Source organism: Cytobacillus sp. FSL K6-0265 (assembly GCF_038003465.1).
In the GTDB taxonomy this organism is placed as follows: Bacteria; Bacillota; Bacilli; order Bacillales; family Cytobacillaceae; genus Cytobacillus; species Cytobacillus stercorigallinarum.
In genome coordinates this window covers 2,810,584-2,832,748 of sequence record NZ_JBBOPE010000001.1, presented here as the reverse complement: position 1 = coordinate 2,832,748, position 22,165 = coordinate 2,810,584, and the positions used below count along the sequence as shown (strand labels likewise).

The window sequence follows — 22,165 nt, the reverse complement described above, 5'->3', positions numbered from 1 at the left end:
TGTGCGCGACTTTGTTGTCTAAAACAAAAATCGCGCTAACACGTAATTAGGGGAAATATTTTAATAAAAGTTGCATTAAAGAGTAATACCGTTACTAAGCGGTTTGCCGTTCTTTTGAGTTATTCATTGGGATTATTTAATTGACGAGCGTTTTCTGGACTTTGCATTGTTGTTGCCCCATCGTACTGAATACTTTGGTCACGATCTGATTCGACTCGCTTGCTCTTTTTTAGTTTTTTTTCCTGACGATCTTTTCCCATATAAACACCTCCTAATTATTAAGATAAGAAACCAGAGATTTTTTATTCAAATAGATTAAACTACATAGTTTCTACCCATAATGGGGATAGTAGGAGGTGTATGTATATGGAAGGTCTTTTCTTTTATTGGATTGCTTGGTCACTCTGGATTATTGTCACATTTTTCGTCAGTAAGGCAAATACCTATCGTTATTTAGCGTCAGTCGCACTATTATTGCTTATTATCATTACGCCTTATCATTTTTCAATAGGAACGACAGAAATTGGGGTCAGCTTCTTCCTTCTCTATATTGTCACTAGTTGTCTTTATATTAAAACGAAATGTGGTCATCCTCTCTATTTGGTTACATGTATGCTCATTGTCTCATTTGCTTACTGTGCTTTTCTATGCTTTGAGATGTTTGATCCAATCTGGTTTGTTTTTAACCGTGACTGGATGTTAGCTGTTATTCTAGCATGCTTAGTCATATTTCTTCATAAGCGTGCGTTAAGCCGTATTTGTATATTAATGTTTGCTGCATTGAACGGAGAGGTAATATTTGCGCTTATTATTCAAAAGTATGGATTTCCTTTCCAAATTGGATCTTTTCGCTTTCTTGATGTCCTAAGTATGGCATTTGTCGTTGTTTCTGGGTGGAATATGATTGAATATTTGGCTGCTTATCTCGAAAGAAACTTAAACCCATTAGTAAAGGAGAAGCAAAATTATCATGAATGAATATATCTATCCAGTTGTTTTAGGTGTATTGACAGGCACATTAACAAGAATATATATGTTAAGAACAGATTATCGACAGTATCCAACCTATTTACATGGGAAGATTATTCATATTGCCTTAGGTTTTATTGCTGCTGGATTAGGAAGTGTTGCCATCCCGTCAATCATGGAGGAGGATTTTACTGCGATCACCTTCTTAACCGTTGCTGCTTCACAGTTCCGTGAGGTTAGAAATATGGAAAGAAATACTTTAACTGAATTGGATAGTTATGAAATGGTTCCACGAGGTAGGACCTATATAGAAGGAATAGCCATTGCTTTTGAAAGTAGGAATTATTTGGTCATGTTTACATCGCTTATTACCACATTATTTTACCTCTTATTTAATCTGTGGGTCGCACTAATCGCTGCTGCTATTTCCGTCGTATTATCAAAAGCAATGATGAGTGGTGGTAAGTTATCAGATATCGTTGAAATTAAACCTGTGAAACCCCATTTCGACGGTGCCGGATTATATGTTGACAACATTTATATTATGAACATTGGACTTCCAGAAAGACAAGAAGAAGTTTTAAAGTATGGAATGGGGTTTATTCTGATCCCGAAAAATTTTAATGTCAATACAACAATTGCAAACTTAGGACAAAGGCAAGCGATATTACATGATGTTTCTACAGCTCTAGGGGTAGTGACAGATTCAGGTGCTCCAGCACTTGTGCCACTAGCAAAAAGGGATTTAGATGATGGGCGAGTAGGGGTATTCATCCTACCACAGGAAAAAACGGTTGAAAAAGCAATTAAAGTTATAGGTCAAGTACCAACTTTGGAAAATGCAATAAAAATGCCAAAAGAAATGCATGTGCCGAAATAATAGGGAGGGATAAATGATGGAAGTCAATAAATTTGTACTTGCAGTTATTACAACAAATCCAAAGAAAGTCCCTAGTGGTGCAGCGGTGTTTCATTGTGAGGATAAAAAAGAAATGGAAGTGATCGCTACAAATTTAGAAGCCATTTTAGATGGGATTGCTCATTTGCTGACTGAAGAAATGTATGTGATTGTCCGCCATTAATAATGAATATGTAGCTTCTTCTTGTAAGGAAGGTGGCTGTTTGGTAATATATTATAGTTGAACCCTTCATTATTTGAAGGGTTTCTTTTAAATCAAATTTGCTTACATTAATGAATATAAGCAAGTATTTTAATGAAATTGAGGGGTGATGTTCGTGACAAAACCAGTACTGGCAATTGTCGGACGTCCAAATGTAGGAAAATCCACTATTTTTAACAGAATTGTTGGTGAACGAATTTCAATCGTTGAAGATATTCCTGGCGTTACAAGAGATCGTATTTATAGTTCTGCAGAATGGTTAACTCATGATTTTAATATTATTGATACAGGTGGCATAGATATTGGGGACGAGCCCTTTTTAGAACAAATTCGTCAACAAGCTGAAATCGCTATCGACGAGGCTGATGTGATCGTTTTCTTAGTAAACGGTCGTGAAGGTGTAACATCTGCGGATGAAGAAGTAGCGAAAATTTTGTATAAAGCGAAAAAGCCTGTTGTTCTTGGAGTCAATAAAATTGATAATCCAGAAATGAGACAAATGATTTATGACTTTTATTCCCTTGGCTTTGGCGAACCGTTTCCGATTTCAGGATCGCATGGCCTAGGATTAGGTGATTTGTTAGATGAGGCAGCGAAGAACTTCCCTAATCATGACGAAAATCAATACGATGATGATGTCATTAAGTTCTCGCTTATAGGCCGTCCAAACGTAGGGAAATCATCTTTAGTAAATGCTATTCTAGGAGAAGATCGCGTCATTGTTTCTAATGTAGCAGGAACGACAAGAGATGCGATTGACTCACAGCTTAAGTATAATGGTGATGAGTATGTCATTATAGATACAGCAGGTATGCGTAAAAAAGGCAAAGTGTACGAAACCACTGAGAAATATAGTGTGTTACGTGCTTTAAGAGCCATTGAACGTTCTGATGTGGTTCTCATTGTTCTCGATGGTGAAGAAGGTATCATTGAACAAGATAAACGTATTGCAGGTTATGCACATCAAGCTGGTAGGGCTGTCATTATTGTTGTGAATAAATGGGATGCGGTTGAAAAAGATGAGAAAACAATGAAGAAGTTCGAACAAAATATTAGGGATCATTTCCAATTCCTTGATTACGCACCGATTGTTTTTCTTTCAGCATTGACGAAGAAAAGGATTCATACATTGATTCCAATGGTGAACATTGCTAGTGAAAATCATATGATGCGCGTGGAAACAAATGTTTTAAATGATGTTATAATGGATGCAGTGGCAATGAACCCAACACCAACAGATAAAGGAAGAAGACTGCGAATATATTATGCTACCCAAGTAGCAATTAAACCGCCGACCTTCGTTGTATTTGTTAATGATCCAGAGCTTCTACATTTCTCTTATGAAAGATTTCTTGAAAACAGAATTAGAGATGCTTTTGGATTTGAAGGGACACCAATTAAAATTATTGCAAGAGAACGCAAATAAATTAATTATTCACTATTAGCATAGTAAAAGCGGGCAGCTGTATGATTTGATGACTCATCATTTCAAAATAGCTGTCTCTTACATAATTATGAAGAGCCCAACGGATCTTTAGTAAAGGTAAAAAAACGACTATTCTTCCGCTCGACTAACGCTTTTTTCAGATAGGTGTTTCCATTCCTTTTTTTAAAATATGCGAAATGAATTGAAATGAGGTGAATGCAAGATGAGTCAAAAAGAAAAAATAGCTGTTCTTGGTGCCGGAAGTTGGGGTACAGCCCTTGCGATGGTGCTAGCAGATAATGACCATGAAGTGCGTTTATGGGGTCACAAGGAAAAACAAATTAAAGAAATTAATGAAAAGCATACAAATGAGGCGTATTTACCTGCGATTACTTTACCAAAAAATATTGTAGGTTATACAGAGCTTGTTCAAGCATTAGAAGGTATTGAAACAATCATTCTAGCTGTACCTACGAAAGCAATTAGGGAAGTTTTACAGAATGTTGCTAAAGTAAGAAAAGAACCATTGACAATCGTACATGTGAGTAAAGGGATTGAACCAGATACTTCAAAAAGAATTTCTGAAATGATTGAAGAAGTGACACCTACAGATCTTTTAAAAGATGTGGTTGTATTATCAGGACCTAGTCATGCTGAAGAAGTTAGTTTGCGCCACCCGACAACTGTAGCGGTCTCCTCTAAAAATATGAAGGCAGCTGAAAAAGTCCAAGATTTATTTATTAATCAAAACTTTAGAGTATACACAAACCCGGATATTGTTGGTGTTGAAATTGGTGGAGCATTAAAAAACATTATTGCCTTAGCAGCGGGTATTTCAGATGGACTTGGTTATGGTGATAATGCGAAAGCAGCGCTAGTAACTAGAGGATTAGCAGAAATCACAAGACTAGGTGTAAAAATGGGCGCAAGACCGTTAACTTTCTCAGGTCTAGCGGGCATAGGTGATTTAATCGTGACTTGTACAAGTACTCATTCTAGAAACTGGCGAGCAGGGAACCTTCTAGGCAAAGGCAAAAACTTAGATGAAGTATTAGAAAATATGGGTATGGTCGTTGAAGGCGTTCGAACAACAAGAGCAGCCTATCAATTAGCAGAGAAATATGATGTGCAAATGCCCATAACATCTGTTCTATATGACATTTTATTTAATGATATCGATGCTAAAGACGGAGTTGACCGTCTAATGGCGCGTACAAAAACAAATGAAATGGAAGATATTGCAGATATTTTTATGGCTCACAATCAAGATAACTAATAATTTGATGCTGTTTTAAAAAATATAGGCATATGAGGAGACGGGCGGCTTATCCTTTGCATACAATGCCTTGAAGCAAACTGGTAAAATGAACAGGGTGAATAGGGTATTTTAGTCATTTGCCGAGGATAAGAGAGCCCCTTCTTATTCCTCGGTTATTTTTTTCCATAATTTATTCATAAGAATGAGAATGTTCAATCAGTCAAATAATCGCTTTCCTTTTACTGCAATACATAAAATTATCTGATAATGCTGTCAAAGCGAACGAACTGTATGGTATAATACAATTCGGAAAAAGGAGTGAATGAGATGTCACCAGGTTTAATGAAAATGTGGATTGCCCTCGCTTCAATGGGCTTTATGTTTATTGCTATTTTACTTATCTATTTAAGTCGTTTTAAGTTGAAAAATGGGGTGTTAAAAGGGGTAACGGCTCTATTTGCCTATAGTTTTATGGTAGTAAGTGGTCTCATTATTTTTCTAGTCGTATTTAGCGGTCCAGTTTCAGAATAGAACATCGCAAGGGGCTACCCCCGAAAATACATAATTAAAGGTTGATGTATATGAAAAAAAAGAGCTATTTATATAGCTTATTTATACTCATAACCCTTCTTTTATCTGGATGTATGTATCCAGAAGAAGAAAGAGCAAAAAATCAAATTCCTTACGAAGATGAAATTAATCGCGTACAAACAGCCATCAAACAATATCAAGAGGAAACAGGTGGTCTACTACCTATAAAAACGACGGAAGAAGGCACACCGGTTTTTCAAAAATATCCAATTGATTTTAAGAAACTTGTACCAAAGTACATCGCTGAGTATCCTAGCAATGCATTTGAATCCGGAGGCGTTTTTCAATATGTACTGATAGATGTTGAAGATGATCCGAAAGTGAAATTGTCAGATTTACGAATTGCTGATGAAATAAGAGATATTACTCTCCGCATTCGCATGGAAGGATACCCACCTTATAAGGAAAATATCGGTGAAAATGTATACTCATTAGATTTTACTAAAATCGGTTATAATGATGAACCGAAAGCTGTTAGTCCGTTTAGTGGTAACGAACTATCGTATGTGGTGACAGGCGATGGAGAAGTATTCGTTGATTATCGTACCGACTTAATGCAACTGATGGAAGCAGGGGATATTAAAGCTCAGAACAGTGATATTCGCTACCATTTAGTTGAAGATTCACCTTTCGTGCCATCTTATTCATTACCGTATACGATAGATGAAAAAAAGAATGAACCAATATTTTTAGTGAATTAGTCATAACCCTCTCTCTACAAAATATATTGTAGAGGGAGGGTTTTTTCTCTTTTCATACGATAATGAAGAGCAACTATTGATTGCATAAAGAAAAAGTGAGAAAGGGGATTTTTTAAAAAAAGTTGGCATATTCATATCGGACAACATCATAGATATATAGTGTACAAATATAAATTATTGGATAATATTATCCCACTAACTCATGATTCAGGAGGGGATCACTTGGAAAAGGTAGATATTTTTAAAGATATTGCCGAACGAACAGGCGGTGATATCTATTTTGGAGTAGTAGGTGCAGTCCGTACAGGTAAATCGACATTTATTAAGAAATTCATGGAGCTAGCAGTCCTCCCAAATATGGACAACGAGGCTGATCGAGCACGAACCCAGGATGAGCTCCCTCAAAGTGCAGCAGGAAAAACAATCATGACGACAGAACCAAAGTTTGTGCCGAATCAAGCTGCTAATGTCCATGTGGATGAAGGGTTGGAGGTTAATATCCGTCTTGTCGATTGTGTTGGCTATACAGTCCCAGGAGCAAAAGGATATGAGGATGAAAATGGTCCAAGGATGATCAATACTCCTTGGTATGAGGAGCCCATTCCATTTCACGAAGCAGCCGAAATCGGTACAAGAAAAGTCATTCAAGAACACTCTACAATAGGTGTCGTCATTACGACAGATGGTACAATCGGAGAAATTCCTCGTGCAAACTACATTGAAGCTGAGGAAAGAGTCATTGAAGAGCTTAAAGAAGTAGGAAAACCATTTATTATGGTCATCAATAGTGTGCAACCACATCATCCGGCAACTGAGGACCTTCGTCTGAAGCTATCAGAGAAATATGATATCCCTGTACTTGCTATGAGTGTAGAAGGAATGAGGGAATCTGATGTATATAGCGTGATGCGAGAAGCATTGTACGAATTCCCTGTTTTAGAGGTAAATGTAAACTTACCAAGTTGGGTAATGGTTCTTCACGAAGATCATTGGTTACGTGAGAGTTATCAAGAAGCCGTGAAAGAGACTGTAAAAGATATTAAGAGGTTACGAGATGTTGATCGTGTTGTACATCAATTTAGTGATTTCGAATTTATTGATCGTGCGGGCTTAGCCGGGATAGAAATGGGTCAAGGGATCGCTGAAATTGATTTATATGCCCCAGATGACTTATATGATGAAGTATTAAAAGAAATTGTCGGTGTTGAAATACGTGGCAAAGATCATCTTCTTGAACTGATGCAAGAATTTGCCCATGCAAAATCGGAATATGATCAAATCTCAGATGCGCTTAGAATGGTGAAACAGACAGGATATGGTATCGCAGCTCCATCACTGTCTGATATGAGTTTAGATGAGCCTGAAATTACAAGGCATGGTTCAAGGTTTGGTGTTCGCTTGAAAGCTGTTGCCCCATCTATTCATATGATCAAAGTTGATGTCGAATCTGAGTTTTCTCCGATTATCGGAACAGAGAAACAAAGTGAAGAGCTAGTTCGTTACTTAATGCAAGACTTTGAAGATGATCCGCTTTCAATCTGGAATTCAGATATCTTTGGTCGATCGCTTAGTTCGATTGTTAGAGAAGGAATCCAAGCAAAATTATCATTGATGCCTGAGAATGCTAGATATAAACTCAAAGAGACTTTAGAAAGAATTATAAACGAAGGCTCTGGGGGACTCATTGCCATTATATTGTAGAAACAAAAGGCGACTTTCATTCTATTCGGATGAAAAGTTGTCTTTTTTTTATGTTGAAAAACAGTATGAAACGGATTCGTATACTTTTGTGGATAAATAAAGAATTATCTATCAATGAAAGAAGAGCGAACTTTAGAGTAGAAGTTTAATTTTTAGTCACCTAAAAAAAGATCATTCAGCCTTTCACTTACATAAAAATGCATAAAAATACAGTGTGGTTGCTTTGTTTTTATCCTTTATAGAAAGCACAATTATACAAAAATGAAAGAGCTTACATTTTTTATCACTATAAATTTGTCAAGCTTTAAGCCTGGATTTGGCGGGTTTTATCTCTCCTTATTACAAATTTGTTTCAAATAAGAAAAGATTGCCATCAAATCATGAAATATCCTTGATATGCTCATTTGATTATGATAATCTTTTAAGCAGAATTAACGTTGTAACGGTAAGAACCCTTATGAAATAAGGCTTTTTGCAGCAAAAAAGTTGAAATTCTTCTTTTTTTGAGATATGATAAGTTTCTGCTTTAACAAAAATGCGTTACAACGTATAGAATTCAGTAATTTTGTTTACAAATGAATGTAAGGAATCTTTATTTTACTGGGTTTACGATATTTTTTGGGAGGAGGTGAAAGTAATGAACAAAACTGAACTAATTAATGCAGTTGCAGAAGCTAGCGAGCTTTCTAAGAAAGATGCTACTAAAGCAGTTGATGCTGTTTTCGATACAGTGCTTGATGCACTTAAAAATGGTGATAAAGTACAACTAATTGGTTTTGGTAACTTTGAAGTTCGTGAACGTGCAGCACGTAAAGGCCGCAACCCACAAACTGGCGAAGAAATCGAAATCGCTGCAAGCAAAGTTCCTGCTTTCAAACCAGGAAAAGCGCTTAAAGATGCAGTAAAGTAATTAATTACATAATTAATTGCTTAAGGAAAAACCGCGAATCTTTTTCGCGGTTTTTCTTATAACTTTAAGATTAATTGGCAACAAATAGTCAATTAATCAGAGGATCATAGCACGAGCCCCAGTAATTGAATGATAACCTATATGGATAATCTAACCTCGTTAATTTTCTCTACAAAAAACAATGTACAATCCATATCATGAGTGAATGAATAGTTTAATGTGTGGGTTATAAAAAATTATTGTTCTTTCCTGCCATATGTACATAACGTATCACTTATTCTTAAAAAAACTAAATAGGAGTTTGACGGTACTTGTGTTCATTTATATAATAGTATCCTAAAAGGAAGAAAGTTTATCCTTTATTTTTTCTATAACTTTTTGTCTGGTAAGAAATAATTATGCTAGCATATAAGATAATAGTTTATAGTTCCGTAATAGGAGGTAGCTGAATGTCAGAAGTTAATCGCGCTCAAATTGAAGAAGCTGTAAGGCTTATATTAGACGCTATTGGAGAAAATCCGAATCGAGAGGGGTTACTGGATACACCAAAAAGAGTAGCCAAAATGTATGAAGAGGTATTTTCGGGCATACACCAAGACCCTGAAGAATATTTTGAAACCGTTTTTGGTGAGGATCATGAAGAACTTGTCCTTGTAAAAGATATTCCATTCTTTTCAATGTGTGAACATCATCTTGTCCCTTTCTTTGGGAAGGCGCATGTTGCCTATATTCCTAGAAATGGTAAAGTGACAGGGTTAAGCAAGTTAGCAAGGGCTGTAGAAACTGTTGCAAGAAGACCGCAACTTCAAGAGCGCATTACAGCTACAGTAGCAGATGCTATTTTACATAAATTAAATCCTCATGGCGTGATGGTAGTCGTAGAGGCAGAACATATGTGTATGACGATGCGGGGTGTAAAAAAACCTGGTAGTAAAACAGTCACTTCTGCAGTGAGAGGTGTTTTTGCGGAAGATGGAAATACAAGAGCAGAAGTGTTGTCATTTATAAAAGGGTAATAGGATAGAGGTGACTCAAAATGGAGAGAACAAATCCTGGTAATGAATATGTCGTCATTAAAGCGAAAGAAGATGGCGTGAATGTGATTGGTTTAACAAGAGGCTCAGACACGAGGTTTCATCATTCTGAGAAATTAGATGAGGGTGAAGTCATGATTGCTCAATTTACTGAGCATACTTCTGCTATTAAAATACGGGGACATGCGTCCATCGTTACGGCATATGGAGAAGTAGAAAGTGAAAAGAAAGCTTGAACATATGATTGAGATGAATTTATATGCCTTTCCTTTATATTCCCCTAACAAGTCACTTTGTTTTATGATATAATTGTCACTGGCTTATCATTGATGTCAAGTGCTCTACCATTCAAGTTAAATAAGCTTTAAAAAAGGAATGGAAGCAATGATTTTATAAAAGTGAGAGGCTTTTTTTATGTCTAAGGGAGAACAATTAAGTCACTTTTTGGGCAATGTAAAAGGGAAGTGCTACTATAAATAATCTTTAGTAAATGATTGGTTCATATGTCGATCATAAGGATTGCCCGTATCGGGGGAATATATAATGAATGCAAACAAGAACGCCAAACTACAAGATATGAATACACGATTAATGAATTTAAAGGAAGTTCTGCAGAAAAAAACTCGACAACCTTATATGTCGAAAATCATACGACAGCCATATATTGACGAAGACAAGCTTCTTTTAATCATGTTTATTGTCGATAACCTGCAAATACCGAAATTTAAAGCAGATAAATATATCATAACGACCATGCTTGTGCAAATCGCCCTTGATACACATGAAAGCGTTCAAAATGATCCTCTGCCATTAGAGCGTCTAAAGGGAAGGCAGCTCACCATTTTAGCAGGAACATATTATAGTGGATTATACTACCAAATTTTAGCTGAAATAGATGATATTTTTATGATACGTACTTTAGCTGAAGGAATTATGGAAGTAAATGAACATAAAGTTTCTGTTTATAGCCATGATAGAGACACTGTAGAATCGTTAATGGAGTCTTTAAAAAAGACGGAGTCCTCTTTATTTGATCGTATCACTCACTTTTACAATAGAAGTGAGCTTGGTGAATTAGCAGCAAATCTTGTTTTTATAAATAGAGTATTACTCGAGAAAAAGCGATTTTTAGCTAGTAAACCATCCATTTTATTTGACGCCTTATCTAAATTATTTGAGACAGAGCAAAATGTACCATTCAATTTGCCTAACAATAAACAACGTCTTATAAATATTTGTGATAAATACGTCTCCTTATCCTTTAAAGAAATTGAGCAATCCATTGATAAATGCGAACATACAGAGCTATTTAGAGAAAAACTAAAATGGATGAAAAGCCATCAACAAGAAGCTGTTCAGTCATTTGTAGAGGAAGGTTAAATACATGGTACAATCGAAAGAAGAACGTGTGCATAAAGTATTTGAAAAAATATATGGTAATTACGATAAGATGAACTCGGTCATAAGTTTTCAACAGCACCTGCGCTGGCGGAAAGATACGATGAAACGAATGGATGTAAAGCCTGGAGCAAAAGCGCTCGATATTTGTTGTGGAACCGGCGATTGGACGATTGCACTATCAGAAGCTGTGGGTGAAAAAGGGGAAGTCATTGGTTTAGATTTTAGCAAAAATATGCTTAAGATTGGTGAAGAGAAGGTGAGCAATCACCCAATCAAGAACATAGAATTAGTCCATGGAAATGCGATGGAATTACCATACCCTGATAATAGCTTTGACTATGTAACAATTGGATTCGGCTTACGGAATGTTCCTGATTATATGCAAGTCTTAAAGGAAATGTACCGTGTAGTAAAGCCTGGTGGTATAGCTGTTTGCTTAGAAACTTCTCAGCCGACAATGATTGGCTTTAAACAAGGTTACCGTTTTTATTTCCGTTTTATTATGCCGGTATTCGGTAAAATCTTTGCAAAAAGCTATGAGGAATATTCATGGTTACAAGAGTCTGCAAAAGATTTTCCTGGCATTAAAGAATTAGCAGGAATGTTTAAAAAAGCAGGTTTTGGTGACGTGGAGTATAAGCCATATACTGGTGGCGTTGCAGCGGTCCATATTGGACATAAATAATAATTTGTTCTGAAATGTAATTCATCATTGACAAGTATGAATGTGCATGAAGGATTTAAAGCTGGGTGAGTATCGATATGAAATTAAAGATGATCTATTCTTTTTTGAATGCTGACATCAATATTATTGAAAAAGAATTAGAGGACACTATACAGGCTGAATCGCCTTTGCTTCATGAGGCATCCCTTTCATTATTACAGGCTGGTGGAAAAAGATTGCGACCAGTATTTGTTTTACTTGGTGGTAAATTTGGCAATTATGATATTAATAACATAAAAAATGTAGCGGTTTCATTAGAACTCATCCATATGGCGTCACTTGTTCATGATGATGTAATTGACGATGCAGATTTGCGTCGCGGACAGCCGACAATTAAATCTAAGTGGGATAACCGGATTGCTATGTATACCGGCGATTATATTTTTGCGAGAGCCCTTGATGTTCTCTCTAACATTAATAAGCCGATTGCGCACCAAATTTTAGCTCACACGCTTGTGGAATTATGTTTAGGTGAAATTGAACAGATTGAGGACAAATTTCAATTTAATCAAAATCTGCGAAAGTACTTGCGTCGAATAAGAAGAAAAACAGCTATACTCATTGCAGCGAGCTGTCAATTAGGAGCAATCGCAGCAGATGTAGAGGACGGGTTACATAAAAAGTTATATCATATAGGTTATTATATTGGAATGAGTTATCAAATTATTGACGACGTGCTAGATTTTGTGGGGACAGAAAAAGAGCTAGGGAAACCTGCTGGTGGTGATTTGAAGCAAGGTAATATAACTTTACCTGTTTTGCTTGCTATGGAAACACCTGCTATAAAAGACTACTTAGTAACAATAACTGACCATTCAACAGAAGCAGAAATTGAGCGCGCATTAGATTTGATAAAAAACTCCGATGCTATTGATCGAAGCTTGACATTAAGTGATTTATATCTTCAAAAAGCACTAGAATTGATTGCTGAGCTTCCACAAAACCGCGCAAAAAATTTACTGAGAGATATTGCTAAAACAATTGGTAAAAGAAAGTTTTAACCGTAACTGTCATTTTATCAATTGAGAGTTGCTTAATTGTCAAAACAATGATAATATTTTTGATGGATTATGGATGATTAATAATACATAGAGCAAGAGGAGTGTTTGAAAATGGAACAAACTTTTTTAATGGTTAAACCCGATGGTGTACAACGTAATTTAATTGGAGAAATTGTTTCTCGTTTTGAAAAGAAAGGCTTCCAACTAAAAGGTGCGAAGTTAATGAGTATTCCTACTGAGCTAGCAGAAGAGCATTATGGAGAGCATAAAGAGCGTCCTTTCTTTGGTGAATTAGTAGACTTTATTACTTCTGGACCCGTTTTTGCTATGGTTTGGGAAGGTGAAAATGTGATTGCTACAGCTCGTCAAATGATGGGTGCAACGAACCCTAAAGATGCTGTACCTGGATCTATCCGTGGTGATTTCGCAGTAACTGTTGGTAAGAATGTTATTCATGGTTCAGACTCAAAAGAAAGTGCAGAACGTGAAATCGGTCTCTTCTTTAAAGAAGAGCAAATTGTTGAATACAAAAAGTTAATCAACGATTGGTCTAACTAATCTATTCACGCTAAAAACGCCTGGCAATTGCCAGGCGTTTTTTTTGCATAAAAAAATTGTCGTGTACCCACACAGTTGGGCAAGAACAGACGTGGTTCCTTCTTGTTTAAACTACTGACTTGTAAGTTGTGAAAAGGAGAAAACTGGCCAAGCAAATCGGTTTTGCCCATCCAACGAGCGTGAAGAAGAGGAAGATAGCAGAGCAAAAGTAATTGGTACATCCATTGAGTGTGACAAAGAGAAGATACTTGAGCAAAGTCGTTTATGAGTAATTCATGAAGCCGTCCTATGAAAGAGTAGAGTAACGATAAACCTTCCCTTGATCTTTTTACTCTTTTTATAAAAGCCGATTGAATTATTAACGGCAATTCAAAAAAATTTCAACATTATTTGCACTTTTGTTTTATACTAGATAGAAAATGTAGCTTTATAAAGGAGGTGTACACCTCATGTACGAACATGAATATGAGCAATTTATTGAAAAGGTTAAACAATATACGGGCATTGATTTGGCTCAATATAAAGAAACGCAAATGAAAAGACGACTTCAAGCTTTTTATGATAAAAAGGGATATACATCTTTTAACCAGTTGTATCTTGCGATGGTTAAAGACAAAAAACTGTTGGCTGAGTTTTTAGATCGAATGACAATAAATGTCTCTGAGTTTTATCGAAATCGAAAGAGGTGGGAAGTGTTAGAAAAAGAAATACTACCTCTATTGTTACAGAAGAAAGAGCCATTGAAGCTATGGAGTGCGGCCTGTTCAACAGGCGAGGAGCCATACACATTAGCTATGATCTTATCTAAATACTTACCTCTTTCAAAAATTCGAATTTTTGCTACTGATATTGATGAATCTGCACTACTCAGAGCAAAAACAGGTATTTACCATGAGCGATCTCTACAGGAGATTCCTGATGAAATGAAAAAGAAGTATTTTATTCAAGAAGGAAAACAATTTATTCTATCAGATGAGATTAAACAAACCGTAGTCTTCCAAAAGCAAAACTTACTTGCCGATTCTTTTTTAAAAGATTATGACTTAATTATTTGTCGTAATGTCCTTATTTATTTTACCGAAGAAGCAAAAGCGATGATTTATAGCAAATTTAGTAAAGCTCTTAAAAATGGTGGATACTTATTTGTCGGAAGTACCGAACAAATATTTAACCCCTCTCTATATGACTTGAAAAATCAGCAATCTTTCTTTTATAAAAAGACAAGCGGGCTGTCGGTAATAAATAATTAGCCTTTTCGTCCTACCTAGTTCCATAACTTTTTATAGAAATAAAAGATTATTTTTAAATTTATACTATGTTTATAGATGTTCATATGTTATATTGATACATAATCCTTTAAAGCGTTGAAGGGGGAAAGGGAAATGAGATATTTAACTTCTGGGGAATCACATGGACCCCAATTAACAACAATTATTGAAGGCTTGCCTGCAGGTTTGCCATTATTAGAAACAGATATTAATGAGTCACTTGCAAGAAGGCAAAAAGGATATGGTCGTGGCCGTAGAATGCAAATTGAAAAAGATACAGTCCAGATTACATCCGGCGTTAGACATGGATACACATTAGGATCACCGGTTGGCCTTGTCGTTGAGAACGATGATTGGAAGCATTGGACTAAAATTATGGGGCAAGCTCCAATCGAACCGGAGGAATTAGAAGAAGTAAAAAGAAAAATAACCAGACCGAGACCTGGTCATGCGGATTTAAATGGTGCTGTGAAATACGGTCATAGAGATATGAGAAATGTATTAGAACGCTCATCAGCTCGAGAAACAACAGTACGAGTAGCAGCAGGTGCAGTAGCGAAAAAGTTATTATCATCTTTAGGCATTGAAGTTGTAGGACATGTGGTTGAAATCGGTGGCATTGTCTCAAATGTGAAAACTTATTCTTCAATGGAAGAATTAAAAACAATAACTGAAGAATCTCCAGTTCGTTGTTTAGACAATGTCGCAGCAGAAGAGATGATGGCGGCGATTGACAATGCCAAGAAGAATGGTGATTCTATTGGTGGTGTTGTTGAAGTAGTTGTAGAAGGTATGCCAGCGGGGGTAGGTAGTTATGTTCATTATGATCGTAAACTAGATGCTAAACTTGCATACGCCATGTTGAGTATAAACGCATTTAAAGGTGTCGAATTTGGTATTGGCTTTGAAGCCGCTAGAAAGCCTGGTAGTCAAGTACATGATGAGATTGCTTGGAGTGAGGAGAAAGGTTATTACCGTAAAACCAATAATCTCGGTGGTTTTGAAGGCGGCATGACAACTGGTATGCCGATTGTTGTTAAAGGTGTAATGAAACCTATACCAACTCTATATAAGCCGTTAGAAAGTGTAGATATTGATACGAAAGAACCTTTTAATGCTAGTATTGAACGTTCAGATAGTTGTGCAGTACCAGCGGCGGCAGTAGTGGCAGAGCATGTAATTGCTTGGGAGTTAGCGAGTGCGATTGTTGAACAATTCTATGCAGATCGCTTTGAAACGTTAAAGGATATCATTGACGATCAAAAACGGTATGCAAAGGAGTTTTAAGATGATGCAGCTGCAAATTTCAACTCAACATCACTCTTATCCTGTCGTTATTGGTAGCGGCGCTATTCACGGTGTACATGCATTCATTCAAGAAAATATGAAGGAAGTCACCAATATTGGTATCATTATTGATGAAAAGGTAGCGGATATTTATTGGAACGACTTAAAGGCAGCTTTTAATGAGCTGCCCTTCTCCGTTTACATTGCACCTAGTGGAGAAAGTGCAAAGACTTTCGATGTCTATTATGATATTACTGGCTTTTTACTTGAGAAAAAGCTCGATAGAAAATCACTTATTATTGCTATAGGTGGAGGCGCCATTGGTGACTTGGCAGGGTTTGTTGCTTCTACGTTTATGAGAGGTATCCCTTTTATACAAATACCCACAACCATTCTTGCCCACGATAGTGCGGTAGGTGGTAAAGTAGCCATTAATCATCCTTTAGGAAAGAATATGATTGGTGCCTTTCATCAGCCGGAAGCAGTTTTCTATGATTTGGAATTTTTGCAATCATTATCCTTACAGGAAAAACGTTCAGGGTTCGCTGAAGTAATTAAACATGGACTCATTCATGATGAAGTGTTTTATGCACAGATGCGCAATGAACTCCATACGCTAGATGAACTTTCTCCTACTTTACTTTCATCCTTTTTAACAAGAGGCATAGAAATAAAAGGAGAGTTCGTCGCAGCGGATGAGACAGAAAAAGGTGTGCGCGCATATTTAAATTTTGGTCATACATTAGGTCATGCGATTGAGGCTGAAATGGGCTACGGTGGCTGGACGCATGGTGAATCGGTCGCAGTTGGAATGATTTTTGCTCTTAAATTAAGTCAGAAAAAATTAAATCTTTCATTTAATGTAGATGATTTTACACAATGGTTACAGGTTTTAGGCTATACAACAACGATTCCTGCTCATATAAGTCATGAAAAGTTGTTAAAAAGAATGAAACAAGATAAAAAGAGTGTCGCAGGTCAAGTAAAGTTTGTGTTGTTAACAAGCATCGGCAACCCAGTTTTAGAGGATATTTCCGATGAAATCATACTACAAGAATTGGCAAGCTTTCATAAGGGGGGAGAAAGGTGATTCGTGGGGTGAGAGGTGCGGTTACTGTTGAAAGGAATGAAGAAAACGAAATAGTGGCAGCTACCGAGCAGTTGCTACGGGAAATGATTAAGGAGAACCAGATAGATGCACATTCAGTCGTTAGCGTTTTTATTTCAGTAACAGATGATATCACAGAAGCTTTTCCAGCAAAGGCGCTACGGGCAATTGAGGGATGGACATATGTGCCTGTTATGTGCATGAGAGAAATTCCTGTTCCAAAAGGCTTAACAAAATGTATTCGGGTAATGATGCATGTGAACACGGAAATTGCTCAAGAAAAAATTTCCCACATTTATTTAGGAAATGCAGTATCATTACGACCGGATTTACAACAAGAAGAATTAAATAGATAAAGAAGAGGAGTATGAGGAAAATGAAGTGGAAGCAGCAAATATTAAATTTGACCCCTTACCAACCTGGAAAATCTATAGATGAAGTAAAAAAACAATATGGACTAAGTGAAATAACAAAACTTGCTTCTAATGAAAATCCCTTCGGTTGTTCACCAAAAGCGTCAGAGGCAATTCAGCAACCTTCTGCATTTTTTGCTTTATATCCGGACGGCTATGCTACAAATTTGCGTGAAGCCCTAGCTGGCCATCTTGGAGTGAATCAGGATCAATTAATCTTTGGAAATGGCTCGGATGAGACAATTATGATGCTTTCTCGTGCATTATTAAGTCCTGAAACAAATACGGTTATGGCTACACCAACCTTTCCTCAATATAAACATAATGCAATCATTGAAGGAGCGGAGGTACGTGAGGTACCGCTAAAAGAAGGGCAGCATGATCTTGAGAATATGTTAGCGCAAATTGATGAGCAAACAGCAATCGTTTGGGTGTGTAGTCCGAACAACCCAACTGGCACCTATATTCCCAATGATGAACTAGTGTCGTTTATTAGCAAAGTTCCAGAAGATGTATTAGTTGTACTAGATGAAGCGTATTGTGAATATACAACAGCAGAAGATTATCATGATTCTATTAAAATTGTTGAGGCTTTTCCACATGTCATCGCTCTTCGTACTTTTTCTAAAATTTATGGCCTTGCTAGCCTACGTATTGGTTACGGGATTGCTCAAGCACCACTCATTCGCGCGTTAGATCCAGTCAGGGAACCATTCAATGCCAACCGCTTTGGTCAAGAAGTGGCTATACAGGCGTTATCTGATGATGTGTTCATTGAAAAATGCAGACAAGAGAATCGAAGTGGATTAGCACAATTTTATCAATTTTGTGAGGAAAACGGGTTAGATTACTATCCATCCCAAGGGAATTTTATTTTAATTGACTTTGCTGTAGACGGAAATCGTGTTTTTCAAGCACTGTTAGAAAAGGGCTATATTGTTAGATCAGGTCAAGCATTAGGTTTTCCAACAGCTGTGCGTGTAACAGTTGGATCGAAGGAACAAAATGACGGTGTTATACAAGCAATGGCTCAATTTCTTTCGGAAATCAAAACAGTATCTTAATGAGGAATCTTTTATTTCAGAGGCGGCTTTCGTCTCTGAAATTGTTTTACATGAAAAAGTATTTGTAGGGTAATGGTGTTTTCTAATTTATCAATTTACCCTCATACATTCGTCAATCAATGAGTTTTCTAACAAGAGGTGTGTTAAAACATGAATGGACAAGTATTTGTTATTGGTCTAGGATTAATCGGTGGTTCTATTGCACTTTCAATTAAGCATACTCATCTTGAAGCCAAATGTAGTGGTTATGATGTAAATAAAGAACAGTTAAAACTCGGTAAGATGTTGGGTGTCATTGATGAGGCAGTTTTAACTATACGTGAAGGTGCTGAGAAGGCTGATCTGATTATTATTGCTACACCAGTAAATGAGACAAAAAGAATCTTAGAAGAGCTCGCACATATGGATCTTAAAAGAAATGTAATAATAACAGATGCGGGAAGTACGAAAAAAGAAATCATATTATCTGCCAATCATTTAAAACAAAAAGGTTTTACATTCATTGGTGGTCATCCGATGGCCGGTTCACATAAGAGTGGTGTATCTGCAGCCAGACGACTTTTATTTGAGAATGCCTTCTATCTTTTAACGCCTGAACCACATATTACGGAAGCGGAAATCAATTGTTTAAAAAAGTGGCTGATTAGTACCAAGGCTAAGTTTATTACAGTGACACCACATGAGCACGATTACTTAACAGGTGTGATTAGTCATTTCCCACATATTATTGCTGCTTCTCTCGTTCGTCAAGCCGAAGAGAGTAGTCAAACACAAAAACTAATTCCCCGCCTTGCTGCAGGTGGTTTTCGGGATATTACAAGAATTGCTTCTAGTAGCCCGGCGATGTGGCGTGATATTCTCCTGCAAAATAATGAGGTGTTATTAGCTTTATTAGAAGACTGGAAAAAAGAAATGAACTATGTTCATGAAATGCTTACGAGTGCGGATAATGAAGAGATCTTTCAATATTTCCAATCTGCCAAAACCTTTCGTGATGAAATGCCACAAAAACAAAAAGGAGCCATTCCGGCCTTTTATGACCTATTTGTCGATGTTCCTGATTATCCAGGGGTCATTTCGGAAATTACTGGCTACTTAGCAAAAGAAGAGATTAGCATTACAAATATTAGTATTAGAGAAACGAGAGAAGAAATAACTGGCGTGCTTGTGATTAGCTTTCAAACGGAAGAGGATCGTGATCGTGCAATCGTCTGCATAGGTAGAGAAACATCTTTTGAATATACAATTGGCATGTAACAATGTTAAGAAAAGGGTGATTAAGAGTGAGTGTAAAGAGTTTGGATTTTATACATAATGGATTATCAGGTGAGATTCATATCCCTGGAGATAAATCGATTTCTCATCGGTCGATTATGTTTGGTTCAATAGCAGAAGGTAAAACAGTCGTTAAGAATTTCTTAGCTGGTGAAGATTGCCTTAGTACAATTGCTTGTTTTAGAAAACTTGGCGTTAAAATTGAGCGTGAAGATCAAACAGTCATTATTCATGGTAAAGGGATGGACGCCCTAAAAGAACCAGAAGAAGTGCTTGATGTAGGTAATTCTGGAACAACCATTCGTCTCATTATGGGTATTCTTTCTGGGCGGCCTTTTCATAGTGTTTTAATCGGTGATTCGTCAATTGGTAAACGTCCTATGACAAGAGTGGTTGGACCATTAAAGGAAATGGGCGCTAAAATAGAAGGGCGTCAATCAGGTGAGTTTACTCCCTTATCAGTTACAGGTGGTGAGCTTGAATCAATCACCTATACCTTACCAGTAGCCAGTGCTCAAGTGAAATCTGCCATCATACTTGCTGGATTACAAGCAAAAGGGACAACAAAAATCATTGAACCTGAAAAAACGAGAGATCATACAGAAAGAATGATCCATGCTTTCGGTGGTAAGGTGACAAATGATAATGGAACGATTTCGGTTGAAGGTGGTCAATCATTTAAAGCAACGAATCTGATCGTACCAGGAGATATTTCCTCAGCGGCCTTTTTCCTAGCGGCAGGAGCTATCGTACCTAATAGTAAAATCGCCCTCAAAAATGTTGGACTAAATCCAACAAGAACAGGTATCATTGATGTACTTCAAGAAATGGGTGCCAAAATGACGATTCAGCCTTATGAGAGAAACGGTCAAGAGGAGCCTGCGGGTGATATTATGATTGAAACATCTGAACTTAAAGGTGTCACAATTGGCGGAGAAATGATACCGAGATTAATTGATGAAATACCAATCATTGCCCTACTTTCGACTCAAGCTACTGGGAAAACAATTATTAAAGATGCGCAAGAATTAAAAGTGAAAGAAACGAATCGTATTGACACCGTTGTAAATGAGTTGAAAAAACTAGGTGCAAATATTGAAGCGACTGATGATGGGATGATTATTGAAGGTCAAACTTCTCTTTCAGGAGGATCGGTGCAAAGCTATGGTGATCATCGTATTGGTATGATGTTATCCATTGCTTCATTAATTTCGGACGGTGCTATAGAACTCTATCAGCCAGATGCTATCGCTGTTTCTTATCCAAGCTTCTTTGATCATATTGATCATTTATTAAAGTAAATCATATCTATTGGCTTGTGGTACATCCCAATGATGACATAGGGTATGTACCATAAGCTTTTCTTTTTGTGCGAAATGGTTAAAAACGAACATATATTATTGTTTTCATCATAGCTTGTCTATAAAGATGAGAGAAGGATGATGATAAATGGTATATATAATTGAAAATGCTTATAGGCAGAATAAAAGCAGAGGCGCCTATGTTCCTACCTCCTATGTTATCGATAAAGAGAAAATCCTTTCCGTTAGAGAAGCACCCTATAGGCAATATAAGTATATGAAAATAGACGGAGAGCCGTATGTGATTTCTCCTCCACTAGTAAAGTATGTCGAGACAATACCGTACGATATGCCTAACTTCTTTCTTTCTGAGCTGATTTTAAAGGGATGTCTAGTGTTTATGACGAAGGTGGAAATAAGCTATAAACATCAATTGCATTCAGCTATCCAACTATTAGATGAGAAGTTGAAAATTTCTCCAATTGATTATTTGATAGGAGTACAAATGCCGTTGGCTTCACTGCAGCCAGACATGATAAGATTATTAAAAAAAGAAAAAGTGTCTGCTGTTTTTGTGGAAATAACGGGACTCAATGATCTAGACGAAATGCCGTGGGGTTGGGTGAAAGAAGCGTTCTTTCCTTACTTTAGTACCTTAATCCCTATTTTTAAGGATGTTGAGAATGAGAAAGACGACCGTTTATTGCAACAAAAGTGGGTGTATTATATGAAAAAGCATCGCCTGCCATATGTGGCTTATCCATTAAATAATGGAGAGTTAATCAATGAGCAAACGCAAGCAACAATCGGTTTATACCCATTTAAAACCCAATTACAACCTGGGTCAGAAGCGAATTATAATTTTTACGAACGAGGCAGGGAAATCACATATATTGAAGAATTAGATGTATATCATTATCATAGAGAGAGGCTGGTCATCTCATGTTTACGTGGGAGAGTCTTACGGGCAGGTGATTGGCATCATCCGCTTGAAGGATATGGTAAGAGGATCATGATTAAGACACCATCATACTACCAGTTATCATAATTGTAT

At 36.8% G+C, this 22,165-nt stretch carries 24 protein-coding genes; 23 read left to right on the top strand and 1 reads right to left on the bottom strand.

What is annotated here, in order from left to right:
* Positions 1 to 119 precede the first annotated feature (119 nt).
* On the bottom strand, positions 120 to 260 hold the full coding sequence (locus MHH73_RS14270; protein ID WP_191810843.1) for a YpzI family protein: 141 nt from the start codon (positions 258 to 260) through the stop codon (positions 120 to 122).
* 106 nt (positions 261 to 366) lie between these two features.
* Between MHH73_RS14270 and MHH73_RS14265 the strand changes: the two genes are divergently transcribed.
* The 23 genes from MHH73_RS14265 to MHH73_RS14155 all read left to right on the top strand — a co-directional run bounded on the left by MHH73_RS14265 (position 367) and on the right by MHH73_RS14155 (position 22,159).
* Entirely contained in the window at positions 367 to 978 is a 612-nt protein-coding gene (locus MHH73_RS14265; RefSeq protein ID WP_341067656.1) for a YphA family membrane protein, read from the top strand.
* Positions 971 to 1,849: a YIEGIA family protein gene (locus MHH73_RS14260; RefSeq protein WP_191810847.1), complete on the top strand. Its 879-nt coding sequence runs from the start codon at positions 971 to 973 to the stop codon at positions 1,847 to 1,849. Before MHH73_RS14265 ends, MHH73_RS14260 begins: the two co-directional genes overlap by 8 nt.
* A 16-nt stretch (positions 1,850 to 1,865) precedes the next feature.
* Positions 1,866 to 2,051 (top strand): capping complex subunit for YIEGIA, encoded by a 186-nt coding sequence (locus MHH73_RS14255; protein WP_191810850.1) that lies wholly within the window; start codon positions 1,866 to 1,868, stop codon positions 2,049 to 2,051.
* A 154-nt stretch (positions 2,052 to 2,205) separates the two neighbouring features.
* Positions 2,206 to 3,516 carry a ribosome biogenesis GTPase Der gene (der, locus tag MHH73_RS14250; RefSeq protein ID WP_191810852.1) on the top strand — a complete coding sequence of 437 codons (1,311 nt, stop codon included), beginning with the start codon at positions 2,206 to 2,208 and terminating at the stop codon, positions 3,514 to 3,516.
* 223 nt (positions 3,517 to 3,739) lie between these two features.
* Positions 3,740 to 4,792, top strand: coding sequence for an NAD(P)H-dependent glycerol-3-phosphate dehydrogenase (locus MHH73_RS14245; RefSeq protein WP_341067649.1), 1,053 nt, complete (start codon positions 3,740 to 3,742; stop codon positions 4,790 to 4,792).
* Between the two features lie 309 nt (positions 4,793 to 5,101).
* Positions 5,102 to 5,305 carry a DUF2768 domain-containing protein gene (locus tag MHH73_RS14240; RefSeq protein ID WP_095372749.1) on the top strand — a complete coding sequence of 68 codons (204 nt, stop codon included), beginning with the start codon at positions 5,102 to 5,104 and terminating at the stop codon, positions 5,303 to 5,305.
* Positions 5,306 to 5,355: 50 nt separating this feature from the next.
* On the top strand, positions 5,356 to 6,066 hold the full coding sequence (locus MHH73_RS14235) for a hypothetical protein (protein WP_341067647.1): 711 nt from the start codon (positions 5,356 to 5,358) through the stop codon (positions 6,064 to 6,066).
* 222 nt (positions 6,067 to 6,288) lie between these two features.
* On the top strand, positions 6,289 to 7,767 hold the full coding sequence (spoIVA, locus tag MHH73_RS14230) for a stage IV sporulation protein A (RefSeq protein WP_095372751.1): 1,479 nt from the start codon (positions 6,289 to 6,291) through the stop codon (positions 7,765 to 7,767).
* Between the two features lie 637 nt (positions 7,768 to 8,404).
* The gene (gene hbs / locus MHH73_RS14225) at positions 8,405 to 8,677 is read left to right on the top strand and encodes a non-specific DNA-binding protein Hbs (RefSeq protein WP_066200607.1); all 273 of its coding nucleotides are present in this window, start codon (positions 8,405 to 8,407) and stop codon (positions 8,675 to 8,677) included.
* A gap of 449 nt (positions 8,678 to 9,126) precedes the next feature.
* Positions 9,127 to 9,693: a GTP cyclohydrolase I FolE gene (gene folE / locus MHH73_RS14220; RefSeq protein ID WP_191810858.1), complete on the top strand. Its 567-nt coding sequence runs from the start codon at positions 9,127 to 9,129 to the stop codon at positions 9,691 to 9,693.
* A 20-nt stretch (positions 9,694 to 9,713) separates the two neighbouring features.
* Positions 9,714 to 9,947, top strand: a complete 234-nt coding sequence (mtrB, locus tag MHH73_RS14215; protein ID WP_095372754.1) for a trp RNA-binding attenuation protein MtrB — start codon at positions 9,714 to 9,716, stop codon at positions 9,945 to 9,947.
* 307 nt (positions 9,948 to 10,254) lie between these two features.
* Positions 10,255 to 11,091: a heptaprenyl diphosphate synthase component 1 gene (locus MHH73_RS14210; protein WP_341067643.1), complete on the top strand. Its 837-nt coding sequence runs from the start codon at positions 10,255 to 10,257 to the stop codon at positions 11,089 to 11,091.
* A 4-nt stretch (positions 11,092 to 11,095) separates the two neighbouring features.
* Positions 11,096 to 11,797 carry a demethylmenaquinone methyltransferase gene (locus MHH73_RS14205; protein ID WP_191810862.1) on the top strand — a complete coding sequence of 234 codons (702 nt, stop codon included), beginning with the start codon at positions 11,096 to 11,098 and terminating at the stop codon, positions 11,795 to 11,797.
* A 77-nt stretch (positions 11,798 to 11,874) separates the two neighbouring features.
* Positions 11,875 to 12,837 carry a heptaprenyl diphosphate synthase component II gene (hepT, locus tag MHH73_RS14200; protein WP_191810864.1) on the top strand — a complete coding sequence of 321 codons (963 nt, stop codon included), beginning with the start codon at positions 11,875 to 11,877 and terminating at the stop codon, positions 12,835 to 12,837.
* 111 nt (positions 12,838 to 12,948) lie between these two features.
* Positions 12,949 to 13,395, top strand: coding sequence for a nucleoside-diphosphate kinase (gene ndk, locus MHH73_RS14195; RefSeq protein ID WP_095372758.1), 447 nt, complete (start codon positions 12,949 to 12,951; stop codon positions 13,393 to 13,395).
* 449 nt (positions 13,396 to 13,844) lie between these two features.
* Entirely contained in the window at positions 13,845 to 14,645 is an 801-nt protein-coding gene (locus MHH73_RS14190; RefSeq protein WP_191810866.1) for a CheR family methyltransferase, read from the top strand.
* 132 nt (positions 14,646 to 14,777) lie between these two features.
* Positions 14,778 to 15,950 carry a chorismate synthase gene (gene aroC, locus MHH73_RS14185; RefSeq protein ID WP_191810868.1) on the top strand — a complete coding sequence of 391 codons (1,173 nt, stop codon included), beginning with the start codon at positions 14,778 to 14,780 and terminating at the stop codon, positions 15,948 to 15,950.
* Between the two features lies 1 nt (position 15,951).
* Positions 15,952 to 17,040, top strand: a complete 1,089-nt coding sequence (aroB, locus tag MHH73_RS14180) for a 3-dehydroquinate synthase (protein WP_341067638.1) — start codon at positions 15,952 to 15,954, stop codon at positions 17,038 to 17,040.
* A complete protein-coding gene (gene aroH, locus MHH73_RS14175; RefSeq protein ID WP_341067636.1) occupies positions 17,037 to 17,414 on the top strand; it encodes a chorismate mutase in 378 nt (125 codons plus the stop codon). The genes aroB and aroH overlap by 4 nt, the downstream gene beginning before the upstream one ends.
* Before the next feature lie 20 nt (positions 17,415 to 17,434).
* Positions 17,435 to 18,535, top strand: a complete 1,101-nt coding sequence (hisC, locus tag MHH73_RS14170) for a histidinol-phosphate transaminase (protein WP_341067634.1) — start codon at positions 17,435 to 17,437, stop codon at positions 18,533 to 18,535.
* A 150-nt stretch (positions 18,536 to 18,685) separates the two neighbouring features.
* Positions 18,686 to 19,792 carry a prephenate dehydrogenase gene (locus MHH73_RS14165; protein ID WP_341067632.1) on the top strand — a complete coding sequence of 369 codons (1,107 nt, stop codon included), beginning with the start codon at positions 18,686 to 18,688 and terminating at the stop codon, positions 19,790 to 19,792.
* A 26-nt stretch (positions 19,793 to 19,818) separates the two neighbouring features.
* On the top strand, positions 19,819 to 21,111 hold the full coding sequence (gene aroA / locus MHH73_RS14160; RefSeq protein WP_341067630.1) for a 3-phosphoshikimate 1-carboxyvinyltransferase: 1,293 nt from the start codon (positions 19,819 to 19,821) through the stop codon (positions 21,109 to 21,111).
* Between the two features lie 148 nt (positions 21,112 to 21,259).
* Entirely contained in the window at positions 21,260 to 22,159 is a 900-nt protein-coding gene (locus tag MHH73_RS14155; RefSeq protein WP_341067628.1) for a hypothetical protein, read from the top strand.
* Positions 22,160 to 22,165 lie beyond the last annotated feature (6 nt).

Excerpts from the sequence above, each read along its gene's own strand:
- hbs (WP_066200607.1), top strand. The coding sequence starts at position 8,405 with ATGAACAAAACTGAACTAATTAATGCAGTTGCAGAAGCTAGCGAGCTT.
- MHH73_RS14255 (WP_191810850.1), top strand. The coding sequence starts at position 1,866 with ATGGAAGTCAATAAATTTGTACTTGCAGTTATTACAACAAATCCAAAG.
- MHH73_RS14260 (WP_191810847.1), top strand. The coding sequence starts at position 971 with ATGAATGAATATATCTATCCAGTTGTTTTAGGTGTATTGACAGGCACA.
- aroC (WP_191810868.1), top strand. The coding sequence starts at position 14,778 with ATGAGATATTTAACTTCTGGGGAATCACATGGACCCCAATTAACAACA.
- MHH73_RS14155 (WP_341067628.1), top strand. The coding sequence starts at position 21,260 with ATGGTATATATAATTGAAAATGCTTATAGGCAGAATAAAAGCAGAGGC.
- folE (WP_191810858.1), top strand. The coding sequence starts at position 9,127 with ATGTCAGAAGTTAATCGCGCTCAAATTGAAGAAGCTGTAAGGCTTATA.
- MHH73_RS14235 (WP_341067647.1), top strand. The coding sequence starts at position 5,356 with ATGAAAAAAAAGAGCTATTTATATAGCTTATTTATACTCATAACCCTT.
- MHH73_RS14205 (WP_191810862.1), top strand. The coding sequence starts at position 11,096 with ATGGTACAATCGAAAGAAGAACGTGTGCATAAAGTATTTGAAAAAATA.
- MHH73_RS14265 (WP_341067656.1), top strand. The coding sequence starts at position 367 with ATGGAAGGTCTTTTCTTTTATTGGATTGCTTGGTCACTCTGGATTATT.
- ndk (WP_095372758.1), top strand. The coding sequence starts at position 12,949 with ATGGAACAAACTTTTTTAATGGTTAAACCCGATGGTGTACAACGTAAT.
- MHH73_RS14270 (WP_191810843.1), bottom strand. The coding sequence starts at position 260 with ATGGGAAAAGATCGTCAGGAAAAAAAACTAAAAAAGAGCAAGCGAGTC.
- hisC (WP_341067634.1), top strand. The coding sequence starts at position 17,435 with ATGAAGTGGAAGCAGCAAATATTAAATTTGACCCCTTACCAACCTGGA.
- hepT (WP_191810864.1), top strand. The coding sequence starts at position 11,875 with ATGAAATTAAAGATGATCTATTCTTTTTTGAATGCTGACATCAATATT.
- MHH73_RS14210 (WP_341067643.1), top strand. The coding sequence starts at position 10,255 with ATGAATGCAAACAAGAACGCCAAACTACAAGATATGAATACACGATTA.
- MHH73_RS14240 (WP_095372749.1), top strand. The coding sequence starts at position 5,102 with ATGTCACCAGGTTTAATGAAAATGTGGATTGCCCTCGCTTCAATGGGC.
- aroB (WP_341067638.1), top strand. The coding sequence starts at position 15,952 with ATGATGCAGCTGCAAATTTCAACTCAACATCACTCTTATCCTGTCGTT.
- MHH73_RS14190 (WP_191810866.1), top strand. The coding sequence starts at position 13,845 with ATGTACGAACATGAATATGAGCAATTTATTGAAAAGGTTAAACAATAT.
- mtrB (WP_095372754.1), top strand. The coding sequence starts at position 9,714 with ATGGAGAGAACAAATCCTGGTAATGAATATGTCGTCATTAAAGCGAAA.
- MHH73_RS14165 (WP_341067632.1), top strand. The coding sequence starts at position 18,686 with ATGAATGGACAAGTATTTGTTATTGGTCTAGGATTAATCGGTGGTTCT.
- MHH73_RS14245 (WP_341067649.1), top strand. The coding sequence starts at position 3,740 with ATGAGTCAAAAAGAAAAAATAGCTGTTCTTGGTGCCGGAAGTTGGGGT.